This is a genomic window from Ruegeria sp. AM4, from assembly GCF_056540665.1.
Window position 1 is genome coordinate 1 of the sequence record NZ_JBQFXD010000014.1, and the last position, 19,475, is coordinate 19,475.

A 19,475-nucleotide genomic window follows, 5' to 3' on the forward strand; every position below is an offset into this window, starting at 1 on the left:
ACGCGAAAAGTCTGATAAAAAGGCGCTCGCACTCTGTTCGGATGACCACTTTCTGCGTCAGCAAAACATTGTTTTTCAACGGAATCGGCGGGAAGCGGAAGTTCGCTGCGATTGCGACACAGGCTCTCGGCTATCCAAAAATCAGACATTACCTCTACGGTCTTGGTGTAAGCCATACTGCCAAGCTAGCATGAAGGTTAGCCCTCCGTGCTTGCCGAAATTTTTCCCAAAACACCTCTAGGTTGTTGCTTTCTAGTGTTTTAATGAAGGCTTGTGGAACCCAGTTCCATGAGATCGGCGACAGTGATAAGCGCGAGATTCATTTTTCAAATTTCTTGGGGAATACAAATTGGTTGGGAATGAGTTTTCAAGAGCGGCACTTGCGTTGTGGCCGCATCAGCATGCAGCGCTCGACACAGTCGACAACTATTTTGCTTCTGGCAGCGCCCGTGCTTGTCTTGTCAATATGCCCACAGGTACTGGAAAAACTGGAGTTATGGCGGCAATCTCATGCCAACGCGCCCACGAGCAAGCGGTACTCGTCGTCTGCCCCTCAGCGGCGTTGGTCGAGCAACTGTCATCGCAGCTCAAGGACCGCTTCTGGGACAAGATTGGTGCAGTCCCAGAATGGAAGCCTGACGAAGTTTGGACAATTTTACCAAGCAACATCGAGAAGCTCACGAAAGACCTAGACACCCATAACGGTAAACGGATCATTTTGGTCGGAACTGTTCAGGCCATCCAGCAGGTCTACGCCAACGGCCAGATAGGGCAACTACATGGCCGTGTCGGCACGATATTGTTTGACGAGGGGCATCGCGAACCAGCGCCTAGCTGGGCACGTGTCGTTCGCGGATTTTGTGTGCCGACGGTACTATTTAGTGCCACGCCTTTTCGAGGCGATCTGAAAATCTTCGATGTTGATGACGACCATATTCATTTTCTTAGCTTTTCCGACGCGGTTGATCAGGGTGTCATACGAGATGTCGAAATTGACGAACAGGAGTTGCCCGTTTCAATTGACGACTATGCTATTGAGCTAGTTGCAAGGGTCGATGCGCTTGTTGCCAATGGGCGCTTCTCAGCGGCGAACAAAGTAATAGTGCGATGTGATCGGGAGGAATCGGTTCGGGAAATGCATGAGGCACTAAATGTTGCGCTCGCAGGCCGCACCGACGGAGTCGTCGCGATCCACAACAACTTCCCCGATCGGCCTGATGATGGGATTCTCAAAAAAGTACCTCGGAATCTTTCAGAACAACCTGAACGCTTTCTTATTCACCAGTTTATGCTGATTGAAGGCATCGACGACCCACTTTGTACGGTCCTTGCGCTTTACGAGCCATTCACGAACACGCGCATGTTGGTCCAACAGATTGGAAGGCTAATCCGCCATCCAGGACCTATCGGCGGACCAATACCAAAGGCCTATGTTCTTGCGTCCAGCGGTCACAATGTGGCTGACGATTGGAATAGTTTTCTTTCTTTTGACAACGCTTCGAAAGAGAATGGAAATAAGCCATACGTGCGCAACGACGCAACGGTTTTGGAAAACCTGATTGCTGCCCTTCCTACTCTCGATTACGTGATGGGACGCTTCCGAGAAAGGCCTGACCTAGACGACCCGAATCTCCATGACGACCTGCGCTTCCCGAGCGCGGCAGTCGCATTTTCGATCGAACAAGACCTCAATTTGGATGACCTCCAAGCGGACATCCAAGCCGAATTGTCCAACAATGATCGATATCAGGTGTTAAACGGCCAAACCGCTGACGGTCTTTGCCGGTATCATGTCACGCTCCGACTAACTCCGTCACCTTTCTTGTCGGGAAGCCTTTTCCAATCACCCAGCCTTGAAGCGACGATCTATGCGAAAAAGAACGGCCGACTTTTCTTTTTCGACAGTGCCGGACTTTGGATAAATGAACTGGAAGGCATCGGCCCACGCATCAATGCAAAAGCCTTGCGCGCACTTTTGCCCGACGGTGAGTACAACAATATTTCGTTCATGAGCGTAAAAAATACAGATCTTGGGCCGCTGGCACTACGATCCCGCAGCCTGTCCGCACGCTCACTTGATCGATCGGGTGTGTTTATGGGAGAGCATCTCAATGTTGTGACACGTGCTAGCGGCTACATACACGCTGAAAACACCCAGGGCGGTATTCGTAGATCTGTTGGTTTTACCAGATCGCGTGTACGTGACGGCAAAGGAAATGACCTTACACCGCAGCAGTACTCGGATTGGTGTGATGTAGTTGCTTCGGAACTTGAAGCTGCCACACAAGCGGCTTCTATCTTCTCTCGGTTCGCGGCTCCCGACATGGTTCCCGCTGACCCGACGCCACTCAATATCCTTGTCGACATGGCTGAGCTAGACGATCAGTTCGTTGCAAAGGGACAGACCGCCGCTGTCACCATAGAGGATCTATGCGTTGAAGTTGAAGAAGACAAAGATCAAAAAGCGCCAGCGCCGTTCCGTTTCACCCTACGCATAGATGGAGAGGACCACTCTGTGTGGATAGGCTGGAACGCTAAAAAGGGAAAATACTGGCTCATTTCTCCAAGCCTCAGTCGAATCAAAACCAAAGACAACCCGAAGATCTCTCTAACCCGCCGCCTGAATCAGTTGCAGCCTTTTCGCATAATCACACGCGATTTAGTCCACACCTATGTTAGTGGCGACTTTTACAGAATTGATCTCGACCTACGTGACTCCAAAGGAGCGTCGAAGTTGGTGCTCGATCTAATCAAGACAATCCCTGGTCTTAACAAAGTGACTTCAGAAAAAGGCGAATTAACCAAAGGCCATGTCGATACTTGGAAAGAGGGCTCGCTATTCGAATTAATCGATAAGTCGCTTCGGCCCGATCGCGGACCTCATCTTTTCGGACGGAGTTTTCCGGACTTAGTGTGCGACGATCTGCAGGACGAAGTCGGCGATTTTCTTGGGTTGGACGAGATGTCCCCAATTCCTGCAGCGATTGTGGTCGCGGGGAAGTGGAAAAAGGGAAAACCAGGCGTGTCAGCTTCAGCCTTCTATGATGTTTGCGCCCAGGGCCTTAAGAATCTCGCATATATGAAAAGCGACGGGGCCGCACTTCCGGGGAGCGAGACGCGGTTTGACGGGCGTTGGAAACTGTCTAAGGCTAAATCAGACATTACCCAGACAGTCGATCGCAAGCGTCATGGTAGAGGATCGAAAGCCTTTCGTAAGGCATTCCAGCGGTTGCGTACGAGCCCAACCACGGACAGAGAGATTTGGCTGGTTTGTTCAGGCGGCATGCTTTCGCTCAAAAAGCTCGAAGAGGAGTTCAATAAGCCGCAACCTGAACCCCACGTGCTTCAATTCTATCACTTAGTTCTCTCTACATACTCCGCATGCCAGTCGGTTGGCGTCCGCCTCCGGATTTTTTGTGCTGAATAGCATCAGACTGCTTTGTGCAAATTTTCGTCAGCGTATTTGGAAAACGCATAGCGAACGGAATACCGTTTTGCCGCAAAGCCTCCAGCGGCAGCTTTTCTTGGCGCAACGCAGCATTCCAGGGATGTACCAATGACCTGTTTAGGCCGATTGTTTACGTTGAAGCCTGCGGCCCGTCTGTTTGGTTCGTCCGCAAAGCAGTTGTTCTAGGAACTGGAAGTTTGGGGCAGCTTTGATCTCCAACCGACGATTGGGTCAGCGGCTCTTAGGCGGCTGAAGCACAAACGGTTTAACCATACAGCTGGACGCATTCTCGAAAGAGATTGAAGCTTACTGGAAGACGTTTAACGGTTGGACTAGTCTACATTGAATAGGACAATAATGGACGCAAAAGGACGATTGGTGCGATTCCAAAACACGGAATCACATAGATAAATCAAATACTTGAAATGAAAAGAGAACTTCGTCGGGGGTAATAAAGGGCGTATTGAAGTAAGTGGGGTATGATTTTAGTGATTAAATTGAGATGCTTAACGTACTTTACCGATTCCGCCCCCGGCACCACTTTTTCAGAGCAACCATGTGGTCTTAGCCCGACGACAACCTCGGAAAGAACTCAACCACCTCGCAGGCGTTGCATCAGGTATACTTCGCTGCCTTCGGGGATCGGTTCGGTTAGGCCGGTGGCAATGACGCGGCCGTTTACTGCAATCGAAACGCCTGCATCAATTGGGGCTTTCAACCGGGGATGGGCACGCATCAGTTCGCTCAACAGCTCACCTGTTGTACGCGCCTGCACCTTGACCACGTCCTGACCCCCAGTCAGAGACCGGAGGCCGGACCAGAGGTGGACCTCAATCATTGTCCTTCAACGCAGCCAGAATGCGCGGCGGCGACATTGGCAACTGTCGCATCCGCACGCCCGCCGCATGCGAGACCGCGTTGGCGATGGCGGCCAAAGGCGGCACGATTCCGGTTTCGCCGACGCCGCGGACGCCAAACGGGTGACCTGGGTTGGGCACTTCGACGATCACCGTGTCGATCATCGGCAGATCGCTTGCAACCGGAACCCGGTAGTCGAGGAAAATCGAGTTCTGCAGGCGACCATCCTCGCCATAGATGTATTCCTCGTTCAGCGCCCAGCCAATCCCTTGCGCGGCCCCGCCCTGATACTGGCCTTCGACATAAGTCGGGTGAATCGCCTTTCCTGCGTCCTGGATAACCGTATAGCGGGTGATGCTGGTCTTACCGGTCTCGGGGTCGACCTCGGCATCGACGATATGGGTGCCAAAGGACACACCCGCGCCTTCCGGGGTGGCCTCGAAATGTCCCGAAATCGGACCACCGGTACGCCCCATGTCAGCTGTAATGTCAGCCAGCGGCAGTGGGTCAAAATCGCCCGCATTGGGGCCGGATGGAACGGCACAGCCGTTTTCCCATTTCACCGCATCCACGGGGATGCCCCACTTGGCCGCAGCGCGGTCACACAGACGTTCAACCGCGTGTTTGGCTGCTTTGATGGTTGCAAGCCCGCTGGCATAGGTCACGCGTGAGCCGTGGCTGACGTCGTTGTACCCCAGCGTTGCGGTGTCCGCGATGGTGACGCGAATGTTTTCGTAGGGAATACCCAGAATCTCGGCTGCCATCAGCGCCATTGATGCGCGCGAGCCCCCAATGTCGGGGGTTCCCACCATGACCTGCGCCGAGCCATCTTCGGACAAGGCCAGCGATACCGAGGTCTCGCCGCCATGGTTGAACCAGAACCCGCAGGAGATCCCACGCCCCTGCCCCGGTTTCAGTGGTGCCGAGTAATGCGGGTGTGCCTTGGCGGCCTCAAGCGTTTCTACAAGTCCGATACGGTCATATTTTGGGCCATAGCTGGCCTTCGTGCCCTCATGCGCGGCGTTCTTAAGACGCACCTCCACCGGATCGAGGCCCAGCTTCTTGCACAGCTCATCCAAAACGGATTCAACCGCAAAAGCCCCCATTGGCGCACCGGGCGCGCGGTAGGCCGCTTGTTTCGGACGGTTGGCCATGACGTCATAACCGATCTGCCGAACATTGGTCAGGTTATAGGGCGCAAAGGCGCACATGGCGGTCATGTCCCCAGGCGCACCCGGGAATGCCCCGCCTTGCAGGCGGAAGATCCCCTCTGCCGCAGTTATGGTCCCGTCCTTCTTCATCCCGATCTTGACATCCATCGAGGCCGAGGACGTAGGTCCTGTCGACCGGAACACCTCGGAACGGGACATGACGACCTTGACCGGGCGATTGGCCTTGCGGCTGAGCGCCAGAGCAACGGGTTCAATGAACACAGTGGTCTTGCCGCCGAAACCACCGCCGATCTCGGAAGCGGTCACGCGCAATTGCGAGGTCTCGATCCCCAGCAGCGCGGCACAGGTCTTTTGCGCGATCCAGTGGCCTTGCGTGGTGCACCACAGCTCACCCTTGCCATCATTGCCCAGCGTCGCCAGACAGGCATGCGGTTCGATATAGCCCTGATGCGTGGCTTCGGTCACAAAGCTGTCTTCGATGACCAGATCAGCCTCGGCAAAACCAGCCTCGACATCGCCGTGGCCGCTTTCGTGGTAGCGCACCACGTTGGGATGCATGCCTTCAGGCACGGAATAATCTGCCGCGCCCTCGCGGATAACCGGAGCGTCCGGCGCCATCGCTTTGTCCACATCGGTGACGTGGGGCAGTACCTCGTATTCAACCTCGATGAGCTTGAGCGCATCGCGCGCCGCCAGCGCCGAAGTTGCCGCCACCGCAGCCACCGCGTGACCGTCATAGAGGGCCTTGTCGCCCGCCATGACATTTTCGAGCACGTTCCAGAACTCGCCCTCAAGTCCGGGCGCGAACGGCACATCGGCAAAATCGGACCGGGTCACAACCGCTTTGACATCCTTGTGCGCCGCGGCCTTCGATGTGTCGATCCCGATGATCCGCGCATGGGCGTGAGGCGAGCGCAGAATTGCGCCATGCAACATCCCGGGCGCATAGGCATCTGCGCCGAATTTCGCCCGGCCCGTAACCTTGTCCAACCCGTCCGGACGATCAGGACGGGTGCCAACGAAAGTGAATTCGGATTTGCGATCGTCCAGAGCCATTATGACGCCTCCCGCATCTCTGCCGCCGTATCCATTACGGCGCGAATGATCTTGTCATAGCCGGTACAGCGGCACAGGTTACCTGCCAGCCAGTAACGGGTTTCTTCTTCGGTCGGGTTTGGGTTCTTTTCCAGCAGCGACTTGGCCGCCACAAGTATACCCGGGGTGCAGATGCCGCATTGCAGGGCGGCATATTCGATCATCTTTTTTTGCAGCGGATGCAGGACGTCCCCGTCCGCGATCCCTTCGACCGTTTCGATCTGCTTGCCCTCGGCCTCGACCCCCAGCATCAGGCAGGAACAGACCAGCCGACCGTCCACTGTCACTGAACAGGCACCGCAATCACCGGTGCCGCATCCCTCTTTCGCGCCGGTCAGGTTCAGCTTGTCACGCAGGCAGTCCAGCAGGGTCTCGCGCGGATCGCACAGGTACTCGACTGCGTCGCCGTTTATAGTGGTGGATACGTGGAGCTTGCTCATGAGGTTTCTCCCTTGGCACGGGCATAGGCGATTATCGCGGCGCGTTTGGCCAATACACCGGCAACTTCGGTGCGGAATGCGATGGTGCCGCGTTTGTCGTCGATCGGGTTGCATGCGGCCGAGGCCGCAGCGGCCAGCGCATCCAGCGCGGCGTCATCCAATGCGCTGCCAATGATCGCTTTAGCACAATCCTCGACCAGCAACACGGTCGGGGCCACCGCGCCCAGCGATACGCGAGCCTCGGTGATGGTTTCGCCGTCCAGACGCAGGCTGACCCCGACGCCAACCACGGCAATGTCCATCTCGGTCCGCGGAATAAAACGCAGGTAGGCGTCTCCACCGTTCTCCCCGCGCGCGGGGATGTTAACGGACGAGACCAATTCTCCCTTGCCCAGCGACGTCCGACCGGGGCCGGTTGGGATATCCTCGACGGCAACTTCGCGCGTACCGTTTGGGCCGGTTACGGTTACGGTCACGCCTGCGGCAACCATTGCCGGCACCGAATCCGCGGCCGGAGAGCCGTTGCACAGATTGCCCGTCAGCGTTGCCCGACCCTGCACCTGTGTCGATCCGATCAGGTCCATCGCCTCGACCACGCCGGGCCAATCGCGGCCAAGCTCGGGATGCTCGCTCATCTCTGCGCCGGTTGCCGCGACGCCCAGCGTCCAACTGCCATCGGCGTTTCGGGTAATGTCACGAACGCCGTCGATCTTCTTGATGTCGATCAGCGTATCCGGCGTCACGAGATCCGAGCGCAGCTGAACCAGAACGTCCGTCCCACCTGCCAGAAACCGTGTGACGCCCGTCGCATTTGCAGCCAGTCCCGACGCTTCGGAAAAACTGGTTGGGCTGTGATATTCCATGAATCTACCTCGCTCCTGTTGATCAGGATTCACTGGGGTTCGAAGGGGACGTTAGTGCAGCAACCCTCCGGCGTCCATGGCAGGAACGACCTAATTTAGAACACGCGCATGTCGGTTTTGGAACACGCTTAAAGATCGATCTCGATCACGCCTTCCTTTTCCGCAGCGCGGCTCTGGCATAGGATAATAGCGCTTTCGCGTTGTTTGTTCGACAAGACAAAGTCGCGGTGTTCGATATCGCCCGAAACAACGCCGCATTTGCAGACACCGCAGATACCGTCGGAGCATTTCACATCTACGTGAATCCCGGCCTCGTTCAACACCTGGGCCGCGTCCTTGTCAGCCGGAACCGGCAAGTCCCGACCCGACCGCGCCAGACGCAAGGTAAAAGGGTGATTTTCATAATCCGGCTGTTCGGGGACCGAGAAATATTCCAGATGCCGTGCCTCTTCCGGAAAGCCCTGACGCTCTGCCGCCTGTATCACGCCATCCATATATCGATCCGGCCCACAGGTATAAACGTGCCAGCCGTCCTGATACCCCGCCAGAATCACATCCAGTTCTGAGCGGCTGCCCTCATCTGAAAAGTGATAGTGCACGTGATCCGCCCAGGGCATCGCGGCCAGATCGTCCAGATACCCGGCCCCGGCCCGGGTGCTGGCTGAATAGTGCAGCGCAAACGGTTTGCCCAGATTGTACAACCGATGGGCAAAGGCGATCATCGGAGTGATCCCGATCCCGCCACCCATCAAAAAGGTTTTTGATGCCGTCTCGTCCAGTTCGAAATGGTTGATGGGTTTTGAGATGAAAACCTTGCGCCCTTCGTTGAAAATACGGTGCAGCAAGGCCGAGCCACCACGCCCTTCATCCTCGCGCAGTACGCCGATCTGATAGGCGCTGCGATCAGATGGATCACCGGACATGGAATACTGGCGCAGAAATTCCGGTGCGACCAGCACATCCAGATGCGCGCCGGCAGTCCATTCCGGCAAAGGTGCGCCATCGAGGGCCGAGAACTCATACTTGGTCACATCCGCCGTCATCTTGTCGGCCTTGGTCAATTCGACCCGCATAACCGGTGCGTCACCGGCAATGGTATAGCGGTGGGTCACCGAGTCATCGCCCGCGACCTTGCGCGCCTTGTAATCCTCGGCAGTGACCATGGCTTCATAAGCCGCAATCCCCGCCTCGCGATCCATCGCAAACGGATAGGGCCAGGGGTGCGGCGCAAGATAGGCGGGATATACCGCCAATGTCTGATCCTCGTATTTCAGGTCCAGGTCCGTTTGCAGATCACGCCGGTTCAAAGGATGCTTCGACGGATGATAGGACCCGTCGGCCTGCAACTCGATATCCCACCACCATTTCTTGACATCATTCAGACCGCCATTCCCGACGGCGTCGTCCAGCTTTGCCAGCGCGGGCGCCGCTTGTGGAATATTCATTGCCGCCCAGCGGAAGGGCCGTTCCTTGAAGATGCCCTCCAGATTCCACGGGCAGGTCTTCATGCACCGCCCACACATCGCCCCGCCGGGTGTGGTGATCCGGTAGGTGGCGCATTTCTGGCTGTCGGATTTCCAGATTTCATAGCCGTTGAACATCAGCTTTGGCCCGGCTGTGATCGCACCCGAGGGACACTCGCGCGCGCATTTGTTGCAGGATTCGCAAAATCGTTGCAGACCAAAGTCGATGGGCTTGTCATGGCTCATCGGCATATCTGTCGTGACAACCCCGGATTTCAGGCGCGGCCCCAAATAGGGGTTCAATATGACCTCACCGATCCGGCTGACCTCACCCAGCCCGGACAGCAGCAACAACGGAGGTTGCAAGACTTCACCATCCATCACCGTATGCGCCTTGGCCTTGTAGCCGAGACTGCGGATTTGCTGCGCAATGACGCCGCCGAGCAAGGAAAACCGCAGATAGGCCCGCATCGACTGGGCAACGCTGATCCAGTCATCGCCGCTGGCCCCTTCCATCGTCTCATAGCCCTGATCGATGATCATGCTGACGGCCTGATCATGAGGCGGAACGATTTCCTCGCCGGTCGCGTCGTGGGAATACCAGGCCCATTCCGGGCATCGGCTCAGGCCCACCGCATCAACCCCAAGGAAATAGCTGGCAGCTTTGAGATTGGCGGCGTTACGATCCGCATCCGTGGGTTTCGCGCCGTCGGCACTGTCCCCATCCTGTAAAAGCACAAAGGCCCCCAACGCTCGGCGTTGCGCGAAACTGGGCGCGGATTTGCGGACGTAATACCCGCCCTTGGCACTGTCTTGCAGGGTTTTGCCCATATCGCCAAACTGCGCACGGGCAAACATGTCGGCGCGCTTGGGCACACGTGCAACGTTTTCCTCGTCGATATAGGTTGTTGGCGTGTCCACACGCTTGAGGTTCTCGAACGGATGCGCGCCGTCCACATAGCGCCGCTTGGCATAGGAGTCCCGGTTCAGCGCATTCTTGGCGAACCCTGTTCCCAACCACCAGGCCGGGCCTTGCGTGCGAAACCACGGCTGCTGCGCCATCGGTTGCAGAGGTTGGTCATGGGCCAGTTCCATCTCGGTGGTGACAACCGCCAGCCCAAAGCCACGGCCCAGCCAAGGCGCGACCAATTCTCCATCCTCGACCGTGGCCAGGCCCGCCGCAACCGCAAGCTTGCCCAGATCAACATCAGTCGACATCGCGGTATGCGCCCGGGCGTCGAACCCGAGCAAGCGGATATAGTTCGCAATCACCACCGCATTTTCCGCCGCCAACAGGCAGGCGCGATGATCCTGCGCATCGATGATCCAGTCAGAGCCGGACTCAGCGGGGTCCGGGTCACGGTTATGCTCATAAAGGAAAACGATTGCATTACGGTGGCTGTCGATCGAGCCAGGCGTCGCTTCCATACTATCCTTCAGATCGGCCATGATCACGTCAATGCCCGAGGCCAGTGTCTTGGTCTGGCGCGTGCGCAGCGCGTGGGCCAGACGGTCAATGTCCGGGTTGCGCCGCGACTGGGCAAGCACCGCTTCGGACGGTAGCGGGCCGCATCCCATCATCGAAGCGTCATTGAAATAGCCAAACGCTTTTAAGTGGTTGGCACGCTCAACCGGGTCCGTGGGGATGTCAGATGGCACGCGGTTCACCAAACCATCGCGGATCGCATCCAGCATGGCCTGAAATTCTCCCATCGCGTTGACGATGCTTTCTGGCCGATCCGGTCGACGAAAACTAAGCGATTTCATCGGCGGGACAAGCGACAGATCGGGCATCTGCGCCTGCCGGGCCAGCCGCTCGAGCGGATAGGACCCCATATGTACGGGGCGACTCTTGTCCGAGAAAAGGCGGATACCCATCGCATGCCTCCTGTCTGCAAGGGTCAGGTAGCGGGTTATGGACAGTAAAACCATTCATGGATAATCATAAATGGTATGAGCAAAACTGATTTTACCGAACTGGACGGCAAGGTGCTGCGCGTCTTCCTGACCATCTTGCAGGAAAGTTCGGTCTCAAAAGCCGCCGACAGGCTTGGCGTGACGCAATCGGCCATCAGCCACACGCTGGCGAAGCTGCGACAGGTGCTCGGCGATCCCTTGTTCGTACGGTCCGGTCAGGGGCTGACACCGACCGAGCGGGCGCTTTCGTTGAAAGACCCGGTTCAGGCAGTGCTGGACGGCATGCGCGCCTTAACCCTGGACCGTCCGTTTGACCCCATGTCCGAGCGGATCGATATCCGGATCGCGGCCAATGACCTGCAGCGCGAGCTGATCTTTCCGGAACTGCTGCGCTCGACGCGCGCCGATGGCATCCGTCTGCGATTGGAATTTATCCCCTCCGGCGTGCCGGACCCCGACCTGCTGCGCAGCGACAGGTGTCAGTTGATGCTGACGCCGCTGCCGCCTGATGGGCCGGACATCATTCAAAAGAGCCTATTGAGCAGTCCGCTGATGGTGTTCTACGACGCCAGCCGACGCGAACCGCCTGACAGTTGGGACAGCTATTGCCAAAGCGAACATGTGGATGTGAGGTTTGCCGACGGACGCAGCGCGCGCTCGGTTATGCGCGGCGTGGATCAAAGCCAGATCAACCCTCCCACTGTGACCCTGCCCCATTTCAACGCGATACCGTCTTTTGTCAAAGACAGCGATCTGATCTCGACAGATACTGAACTGATGAAAACCGGTCCGCTGGCGGGGCTGGATTGCGCGCCACTACCGTTCGCGTGCGACCCGGTGACGATCTACATGGTCTGGCACCAAAGATCGGCCAATGATCCCGCCCATAAGTGGTTGCGCGCCCGGATCGAAGACTTCGCAGCGGCGCTTTAGATCTGAGACAACAGCCAGTCTCGCATCAATGCCACCAACTCGGGTTGGCGCGGGCGCACAGGTGCGACAATTGCAAAGCTCAGATCATCAACCAGAACGTCCGGCAAAGGTTGCACAAGCTGGCCCGAGTCTAGTTCGGCCGCCACCAAAGTCGCATGCGCCAGCGCAATCCCCTGACCGGTAACAGCCGCGTCGATTGCGAGGCTGGTCTGGCTGAAGCTCATCGTCTTGGGGCGGCCCTCGACCCCAACGCTTTCGAGGAACAAAGGCCAAAGACCGTGCGTATCGCTCAGCAGAACATGGTTCATCAGATCCGCAGGCGTCGACACCTTCGCGCCCAGCGCGGAGCTGCACACCACGACAAACGCACTCGAAAACAGCGGCGTAGCGGTCAACCCGGCGCCCGCCGGTGAGCGGCATTGACGTACCGCAAGATCAACACCGTCGGTTTGAAAATCTGCCAGACGTTCGCGCGCGTCCACCTGCACCGCAACGTCTGGGTGCCGCTCCATAAAGTCACTCAAACGCGGAACCAGCCACTTTGATGCGAAACTGGGCGTGACCGAGATGGTAACCTGCCGCTGCCCCGACAAGTCGTCCACCGCCTCTTCAATCAACCGAAACGCCCTCCGCAGCGGCGATTGAAAGCGGCGGCCTGCTTCGGTCAGGCGTAACCCGCGTGGCAATCGGTCAAAAAGCGATTGTCCCAGGCGCGCCTCAAGCCCGCGAACCTGCTGCGCAACCGCGCCTTGCGTGACACCAAGTTCTTCCGCCGCCAGTCGGAAGTTCAGGTGTCGCGCGGAAGCCTCAAAAGCTCTGAGCGCGTTGAGTGGAGGAAGGGCTGTCATCATTGTACTCAGTAGTTTTCCTACAGTATAATGTCAGAAGAACTGATTGGCGAAGCGTTTCTGCACGAGGCAAAATAGCCGTGAAACCAATTGGAGAAACAGATGACAAAAGTAGCTTTGGTATCGGCCGGGGGCAGCGGCATGGGGGCCGACGCAGCGCGGCGTCTGGCGGCGGACGGGTTCAAGGTGGGTATCCTGTCATCCTCGGGCAAGGGCGAGGCGCTTGCGGCAGAGCTGGGCGGCGTCGGCGTGACAGGATCGAACCAGTCCAATGACGACCTGCAAAAGCTGGTTGATGCAGCGATGGCCCATTGGGGACGTGTCGACGTCTTGGTCAATTCCGCGGGCCACGGTCCGCGCGCACCGGTTCTCGAATTGTCGGATGAGGACTGGCACACCGGGATGGACGTGTATTTCCTGAACGCCGTCCGGCCGACCCGGATCGTGACGCCGATCATGCAGGCGCAGGGTGGCGGTGCGATCATCAACATCTCAACCTTTGCCGCGTTCGAGCCGGACCCTGTCTTTCCAACGTCCGGCGTGTTCCGTGCGGGGCTTGCCGCATTTACAAAATTGTTTGCCGACAAATACGCGTCCGACAACATTCGCATGAACAATGTTCTTCCCGGCTTCATCGACAGCCTACAGGAAAAGGAAGAGTTCCGCGCCCGCATCCCGATGGGACGCTATGGTCGCAGTTATGACGAGGTCGCCTCGACCATCTCATTTCTGGCATCCGACGGCGGCGGCTATATCACCGGTCAGAATATTCGCGTGGATGGGGGGATCACGCGCTCGGTGTGATCGCTCAGAACCGCGCCTTGACCAGATGGGTAAGCGCCGCGCCGGTTTCGAAAAAGGCGCGGCGCGGTCCTGTCCAACTCTCGCGGTAATCCGGCAAAGCGGGAACCGGCAAGCGGTCCGGATCACCCGTCAGCAGGCTTTCGGCAATCAACCGGCCAAAAACGGTGCCTGGGCCTATGCCTCGGCCCGAAAATCCGTGAACGGACAACGCATTGGGCCCAAGCGAAACGATCTTGGGAAGATGGTCCGAGGTCATGGCGATCCGCCCATGCCAGCCTTCGGCCAAGGGCTGATCCGCAAGCTGCGGGTATAGCTCCGCCATCTTGCGCCGGACCCAACCGCGATGGGCGGACTGACCAAGGCCGCTGAGTTCGCCCATGCCCCCGATAATGAACCGACCCTGATGATCCATGCGAAAAGACGTCATGATCAACCCGGTATCCCAGCACCCTTCGCCTGCGGGCAGGATACTGGCGCGCAGGTTGTCGCTGAGCGGGGCGGTCGCATATTGAAAATAGAACACCGGCACATAGGCTGGCGCAGTTGTGGCCAGCGCTTGGTGATATGCATTTGTCGCCTGTATCACCGCTTTCGCGCGCACTGTTCCGGCAGCAGTGCGCAAAAGCCACTGGCCGTCGAGGGGTTCCAGCGATTGCACCGGGCTGTTTTCGCAGATCTGTGCGCCAGCCAGCTCCGCCGCGCGGGCAAGGCCGACGCAATAGGCCAGGGGCTGTATCGTCCCTGCGCGCGGGTCGAATAGCGCACCGTGAAATCCGGTGCTACCGGTTCTGGCCGCAGCTTCAGAAGCCGAAAGCAGCTGTACCGCAGCCCCCGCCTCGGTCAACTGCGCGTGGCGGGTCTTGAGGGTACGCAAACCTGCCTGCGAATGGGCGCAATGCAAAGTCCCGTTGTGGATCGGCGCGCAGTCGATGACGTGCTTTTCGATCCGATCGAAAACCTCAGCGGGTGCGGCCGACAGAAGCTGACTCAGCCGATCCCCGACCTCCTGTCCGAGATGGTCGCGGATCTGCTGCGGTGATAACCACAGGCCAGCATTCACCAGCCCAACATTGCGCCCGGACCCCCCATGCCCGATCTCATGCGCCTCGAGCAAACAGACAGAGGCACCGGCCTCTGCCGCCGTCAGGGCTGCGGAACAACCGGTATAGCCACCCCCGATTACGGCCAGGTCAACCGACGCATCGCCGGTCAAGGCCTTCGCCTCCAGCCGGTTCGGGCAAGTCTTTTGCCACAGTGAAGTTTCTACGGACGCCAATATTGTCTCTTTCTTTGGGCCAAGGAATGTTGGAAGAAACTTAGCCGGTTGCAAGCGCCCTCTGATCGTCGCGGCCCATAGCAAGCAATAGAGGCTGAGCCTTCTGCAACGCCTGAAATGCGGACTTATCCGTCATTCCGCGCCACTCGGCCAGGACCAGGGATTGTGCAACCGCACCGCCCAACGTCTCACCCGGTCCGGTCACAATGAACAAATCCGGCGCAAATTCGCGCGCGGCGGTCTGGACTGCGCGCGTAAAGTCATAAGGCTCGGTTACCTGATGACCTAGCGTGTAATCCCAAAGTGCATGCGTATCCGTTGCCCCCGGCCACCAGATCTTGCCGCGCCCATCGATGAGAGGTCGGTCAGGTTGATGGAACATGTCCGGGCCCAGACGCGCACGTCCCTGCCCTGCGACCGGAGCCTGCAAATGCGTGTGGAATGCGGCGTGGTTTGGCAACCGCATCGGAAACCGCCCGTCCACCACAGGTTGCGACGCTTCAAAAGCCGTCAGACCCGCTTCGTTTCCAGCCAGAACCAGCAGACCACCCAGATCGATGGACAGGGCAAGATCATGACCCGCCAGCGCGTCAATCCGCGTAACCTCGGCCAACAGGTCCGCTTTGCGCGCCGGATCGTCCGTCCAGTCTGGACCGCCGAAAGGATAAACCAGCTGACCACCGATCAGATGCTGCTGCATCAGCGTGCCCATGGTGTTGACCACATCAAAACCGTTCACCGGGCTCAACGCGCCTGCGACCGCCAGTGCAATGTACCATCCCATCGAGTTTCCGGTGACCGCGACAACCTCGATATCCGGTGCCAGACTTTGCGCGTCCGCCAACGACGCCGCATAGATCAGCGGAGAGGCCACGTCGCCGCGTGAATACCGCGCAACCGAGTATCGCGCTGCCCCGTCCAATTCCGTCACCGACTCCTGCCCCAGCCCCGTACGGATGGCATCGAACTGGCGGAACATATCCGTTCGGTTGCCATGATGGCGATGCAGATAGCCCAATTCCGGCTTGTTATAGGTCCCGCGCCCGGGGCAGATCACAACCGCAGTTCTGGTCATTTGGACGTCCCCGTCAAATTCAGTGCTGCCGCGACAATGTCATCGTCCGACGGCAATGGGGCCGCATAGGCAGGGCCGGTCGCAATGAAACTGTCCTCGGCGACAACGCGGGCGATTGGTGTCCTTGCCCTTTGTTCGCGGAAAAACGTCATGAGCCCTTCGGATTGGCTGCCGGTCCGGCGGCATTCGTCGACGATCAGCACGCGCTTGCAGCCCTCAGTTGCGCGCAGCAGCGCCTCGGTCGGCAACGGTGCCAGCCATCGCAGATCTATGATCCGCACACCGATCCCTGCCGCTTCGAGCTTGGGCATTGCCTGCCGCGACAGGTAATGCCCGTTTCCATAGGTCACAATGGCCAGATCCTTGCCGTCACCGTGTTGTCCGACTTCACCGATCGCAACCTTCTGGTCCGGCGCGGGATAGGTTGTGATCCATCCACCATCCTGCGGTTCGTGCAGGTCGCGCATCGGATACAGCGCGATGGGTTCCAGGAACACCACCACGCGCTGCTCTTCGCGGGCCAGCCGCACGCATTCTCGCAGCATCTTCGCTGCGTCAGCGCCTGTCGAGGGGCACGCGATGATCACGCCGGGAATGTCCCGCAGAACCGCCAGAGAATTGTCGTTGTGGAAATGCCCACCGAACCCTTTCTGATAGCCCAGACCCGCGATCCGCAGGACCATCGGGTTGGTGAACTGCCCGTTTGAGAAAAACGGCAGGGTTGCCGCCTCGCCGCGGATTTGATCCTCGGCATTGTGCAGATAGGCCAGAAACTGGATTTCAGGGATTGGTACAAATCCGTTATGACCCATGCCGATGGCCAGCCCCAAAATGGATTGTTCATCCAGTAAGGTATCGATCACCCGGTCGGCGCCAAATCTCTGCTGAAGCTTTTGCGTGACACCATAGACGCCCCCCTTGCGACCCACATCCTCGCCCATGCAGACGATCTCACCATGTTCCAGCATCAGATCGGTCAGCGCCCAGTTGATCATGCGGCTCATGGGTTGCGGCTCGGACATGGCACGCTGATCCCCGCCAAAGGCAGCGGTGCGGGCCTCGGTGGTCGGCCCGTTCGTGGGTCTGCACCTGCGCTTGGGCGGGATCAGACTGGCCATGACCTCTTGCGCGTTGGCCAGATGAGGACGCGTCGCCGCCTCTGCCGCAATCCGGTCGGTGCGGTCGCAGGTATTGGTGTAGATGTCCAACGCCGCCTCGGGCGTCAATGCACCGGCCTGATTAAGCAACCGGACGGAATGCAACAGCGGATCGTTGGCCTCATCGCCCTCAACCTCGGATTTGCTCAGATAGGTGGTCGGCACGTCCGCCCCGGCGTGGCCATAGAGGCGGACGGTTTTTAGGTGTAGGAACGCCGGTTTGCGGCGGGTGCGGACATAGTCGGCTGCCTCTTTTGCAACCGCAAACGTCTCGAATATGTCCAGGCCATTGGCCTGAAAATACTTGATCCCAGGACGATGCGCCATCGAGGTTTCGATCCAACCCGACGGCGTTTTGACCGAAATGCCGATGCCGTTGTCCTCGCAGATGAACAGCAACGGCAGTGGCGTTGATTGTACGCTGGTCCAACCAGCGGTGTTGATGGCCCCCTGCGCAGTGGAATGATTGGCCGAGGCGTCCCCAAAGGAACAGACCGCAATCCCGTCTTCGGGCAATTCCCGATGCTCGGGACCATGACGACGGGCCGCGCCAAGGGAATAGGCCGCGCCAACCGCCTTGGGCAAATGACTTGCAATGGTCGAGGTTTGCGGTGGGATCATCAAAGCCTTGGACCCCAGCACCTTGTGGCGCCCACCCGATGTCGGGTCCTCACGCGAACAGGCGAAGCTCAACAACATGTCCCAGGCGATCTGCTGACCCGGCACCTGCTCGGCCCGAGCGATCTGAAAGGCGGCGTCCCGATAATGCAGAAAGGCGATGTCTGTGGGGCGAAGCGCATGGGCGACGGCCGCCATGCCCTCGTGGCCGGACGATCCGATTGTATAGAACCCTCTGCCCTGTTGCTGCATGTCGCGGCTGGTCCGATCCAACGCGCGGCTCAGTACCTGTGACCGGAAGACCGAGACCGCCTCGGTTCTGGTCAGACCCGCGCAAGGCGCGCGGCCTTGCGGAAAGTCGCGACGCGCGACACGGTCCAGGAAATTGTCATGTACGATCCGGGCGCGATCCATGGCACTCCTCAATCTTGCAGGCGGCGGGGCCTTCTTTGAAAATGTTGTCGGTTTCGGTCGGGCTGTCCATGGGTTTCCCGAATTTCAGCCGCATTGCTTCGAACCGCGATACCCGATTGTGATGAGGCTGGCACCCGGCAAAATCCAGTGATATTGCGGTCGAAAGGTATGAGGATTTGTCATATGATCGCCCCCCGCCGATTTCTTCCGTCGATTTCATCACTTCTCGCACTTGAGGCGGTCGACCGTTTGGGCAGCGCGTCCGCTGCGGCCGAAGAGCTGTCCCTGACACAAAGCGCCATCAGCCGGCAATTGAAAACCGCCGAGGATCAGTTGGGAATCCGGTTGATCGAGCGCAGTCAGATGCGTCTGCACCTGACCCCGGCTGCGAAAGATTATGTGCAAACAGCAAGAGCGTCCCTGACTGATCTGGCGCAGGCTGCGCTCAGGCTCAAGGCGAACCCGGAAGGCGGGTCGCTGAACCTGTCGATCCTGCCTACCTTCGGCATGCACTGGCTTGCGCCGCGCCTCAATGACTTTGCCCGGCGTCACCCCGAAGTGACCGTCAACCTGGGCACGCGCCTGCGACGCTTCGATTTCGCAAATGAACAGTTCCACGCCGCGATACATTTCGGACAACGCGACTGGACAGGGGTCGATTACCAGAAAATCATGCGCGAAGAGATTGTGCCCGTATGCGCCCCGGATCTGGCACCAAAAGGCTTTGACACGCTGGAGGCGCTGCGCAACAGCCCGCTTCTGCATATAGAAACACGCCCGGATGCCTGGGAGCAGTGGTTTCACACGCAGGGCCACCCGGTCTCGGGTCTAAAGGGCATGTTGTTCGATCAGTTCTCGACCATGATACAGGCAACGATTCACGGGTTGGGCGTTGCCCTTCTGCCCGCATTTCTGATCGAAGACGATCTGCGCAACGGGCGACTGGTCGAGGCCTGGAATGCCCCACGTATCAGTCTTGGCAGCTATTACCTGGTCTGGCCGAACACCCGGGCAACATCAAATCCGCTGAAATCCTTTCAGAATTGGCTGGCCGACCAGCTGGGCGATTGATCCGAACGTCGAAACACTGCGCG

General features: G+C 58.4%; 14 protein-coding genes. 5 read left to right on the forward strand and 9 right to left on the reverse strand.

From position 1 onward, the window contains the following. Together ACR0JA_RS19645 and ACR0JA_RS19650 are read left to right on the forward strand one after the other, a co-directional pair. On the forward strand, window positions 1-194 hold a 194-nt coding region (locus ACR0JA_RS19645), incomplete at its 5' end, for a hypothetical protein (protein ID WP_480578705.1). Between the two features lie 155 nt (window positions 195-349). Then, on the forward strand, window positions 350-3,427 hold the full coding sequence (locus tag ACR0JA_RS19650; RefSeq protein WP_480578707.1) for a DEAD/DEAH box helicase: 3,078 nt from the start codon (window positions 350-352) through the stop codon (window positions 3,425-3,427). 613 nt (window positions 3,428-4,040) lie between these two features. Here the strand turns inward: ACR0JA_RS19650 and ACR0JA_RS19655 are convergent. The 5 genes from ACR0JA_RS19655 to ACR0JA_RS19675 form a co-directional block, all read right to left on the reverse strand. Continuing rightward, window positions 4,041-4,286 carry a MoaD/ThiS family protein gene (locus tag ACR0JA_RS19655; protein WP_480578709.1) on the reverse strand — a complete coding sequence of 82 codons (246 nt, stop codon included), beginning with the start codon at window positions 4,284-4,286 and terminating at the stop codon, window positions 4,041-4,043. Next, window positions 4,279-6,534, reverse strand: a complete 2,256-nt coding sequence (locus tag ACR0JA_RS19660) for a xanthine dehydrogenase family protein molybdopterin-binding subunit (RefSeq protein WP_480578711.1) — start codon at window positions 6,532-6,534, stop codon at window positions 4,279-4,281. Before ACR0JA_RS19660 ends, ACR0JA_RS19655 begins: the two co-directional genes overlap by 8 nt. After that, window positions 6,534-7,013, reverse strand: coding sequence for a (2Fe-2S)-binding protein (locus tag ACR0JA_RS19665; RefSeq protein ID WP_480578713.1), 480 nt, complete (start codon window positions 7,011-7,013; stop codon window positions 6,534-6,536). Before ACR0JA_RS19665 ends, ACR0JA_RS19660 begins: the two co-directional genes overlap by 1 nt. Continuing rightward, entirely contained in the window at window positions 7,010-7,876 is an 867-nt protein-coding gene (locus ACR0JA_RS19670; protein WP_480578715.1) for an FAD binding domain-containing protein, read from the reverse strand. The genes ACR0JA_RS19665 and ACR0JA_RS19670 overlap by 4 nt, the downstream gene beginning before the upstream one ends. Before the next feature lie 128 nt (window positions 7,877-8,004). Beyond that, complete coding sequence (locus ACR0JA_RS19675; RefSeq protein WP_480578717.1) at window positions 8,005-11,217, reverse strand: reductive dehalogenase; 3,213 nt, start codon at window positions 11,215-11,217, stop codon at window positions 8,005-8,007. A gap of 75 nt (window positions 11,218-11,292) precedes the next feature. On the opposite strand from ACR0JA_RS19675, the gene ACR0JA_RS19680 reads away from it, so the two are divergent. Further along, complete coding sequence (locus tag ACR0JA_RS19680; protein WP_480578719.1) at window positions 11,293-12,189, forward strand: LysR family transcriptional regulator; 897 nt, start codon at window positions 11,293-11,295, stop codon at window positions 12,187-12,189. On the opposite strand, the gene ACR0JA_RS19685 is transcribed toward ACR0JA_RS19680, so the two are convergent. Beyond that, on the reverse strand, window positions 12,186-13,037 hold the full coding sequence (locus ACR0JA_RS19685; protein ID WP_480578721.1) for a LysR substrate-binding domain-containing protein: 852 nt from the start codon (window positions 13,035-13,037) through the stop codon (window positions 12,186-12,188). The two genes, ACR0JA_RS19680 and ACR0JA_RS19685, sit on opposite strands and share 4 nt — an antisense overlap. A 102-nt stretch (window positions 13,038-13,139) precedes the next feature. On the opposite strand from ACR0JA_RS19685, the gene ACR0JA_RS19690 reads away from it, so the two are divergent. Continuing rightward, on the forward strand, window positions 13,140-13,841 hold the full coding sequence (locus ACR0JA_RS19690) for an SDR family oxidoreductase (protein WP_480578723.1): 702 nt from the start codon (window positions 13,140-13,142) through the stop codon (window positions 13,839-13,841). Between the two features lie 4 nt (window positions 13,842-13,845). On the opposite strand, the gene ACR0JA_RS19695 is transcribed toward ACR0JA_RS19690, so the two are convergent. From ACR0JA_RS19695 to ACR0JA_RS19705, 3 genes are read right to left on the reverse strand one after another with little or no spacing between them, the layout of a single operon-like run. Further along, on the reverse strand, window positions 13,846-15,117 hold the full coding sequence (locus ACR0JA_RS19695; protein WP_480578725.1) for an NAD(P)/FAD-dependent oxidoreductase: 1,272 nt from the start codon (window positions 15,115-15,117) through the stop codon (window positions 13,846-13,848). Window positions 15,118-15,157: 40 nt separating this feature from the next. Next, window positions 15,158-16,192, reverse strand: coding sequence for an ACP S-malonyltransferase (locus ACR0JA_RS19700; RefSeq protein ID WP_480578727.1), 1,035 nt, complete (start codon window positions 16,190-16,192; stop codon window positions 15,158-15,160). Next, the gene (locus tag ACR0JA_RS19705; protein WP_480578729.1) at window positions 16,189-18,381 is read right to left on the reverse strand and encodes a dehydrogenase E1 component subunit alpha/beta; all 2,193 of its coding nucleotides are present in this window, start codon (window positions 18,379-18,381) and stop codon (window positions 16,189-16,191) included. The genes ACR0JA_RS19700 and ACR0JA_RS19705 overlap by 4 nt, the downstream gene beginning before the upstream one ends. A 183-nt stretch (window positions 18,382-18,564) precedes the next feature. Here ACR0JA_RS19705 and ACR0JA_RS19710 point away from each other — a divergent pair, with 183 nt between their 5' ends. After that, window positions 18,565-19,452 (forward strand): LysR family transcriptional regulator, encoded by an 888-nt coding sequence (locus tag ACR0JA_RS19710; protein WP_480578731.1) that lies wholly within the window; start codon window positions 18,565-18,567, stop codon window positions 19,450-19,452. Window positions 19,453-19,475: the final 23 nt, after the last annotated feature.

Bases quoted from the DNA above. Each gene is read 5' to 3' on its own strand.
- ACR0JA_RS19655 (WP_480578709.1), bottom strand. From the start codon at position 4,286: ATGATTGAGGTCCACCTCTGGTCCGGCCTCCGGTCTCTGACTGGGGGT.
- ACR0JA_RS19660 (WP_480578711.1), bottom strand. From the start codon at position 6,534: ATGGCTCTGGACGATCGCAAATCCGAATTCACTTTCGTTGGCACCCGT.
- ACR0JA_RS19665 (WP_480578713.1), bottom strand. From the start codon at position 7,013: ATGAGCAAGCTCCACGTATCCACCACTATAAACGGCGACGCAGTCGAG.
- ACR0JA_RS19670 (WP_480578715.1), bottom strand. From the start codon at position 7,876: ATGGAATATCACAGCCCAACCAGTTTTTCCGAAGCGTCGGGACTGGCT.
- ACR0JA_RS19675 (WP_480578717.1), bottom strand. From the start codon at position 11,217: ATGGGTATCCGCCTTTTCTCGGACAAGAGTCGCCCCGTACATATGGGG.
- ACR0JA_RS19680 (WP_480578719.1), top strand. From the start codon at position 11,293: ATGAGCAAAACTGATTTTACCGAACTGGACGGCAAGGTGCTGCGCGTC.
- ACR0JA_RS19685 (WP_480578721.1), bottom strand. From the start codon at position 13,037: ATGACAGCCCTTCCTCCACTCAACGCGCTCAGAGCTTTTGAGGCTTCC.
- ACR0JA_RS19690 (WP_480578723.1), top strand. From the start codon at position 13,140: ATGACAAAAGTAGCTTTGGTATCGGCCGGGGGCAGCGGCATGGGGGCC.
- ACR0JA_RS19700 (WP_480578727.1), bottom strand. From the start codon at position 16,192: ATGACCAGAACTGCGGTTGTGATCTGCCCCGGGCGCGGGACCTATAAC.
- ACR0JA_RS19705 (WP_480578729.1), bottom strand. From the start codon at position 18,381: ATGGATCGCGCCCGGATCGTACATGACAATTTCCTGGACCGTGTCGCG.
- ACR0JA_RS19710 (WP_480578731.1), top strand. From the start codon at position 18,565: ATGATCGCCCCCCGCCGATTTCTTCCGTCGATTTCATCACTTCTCGCA.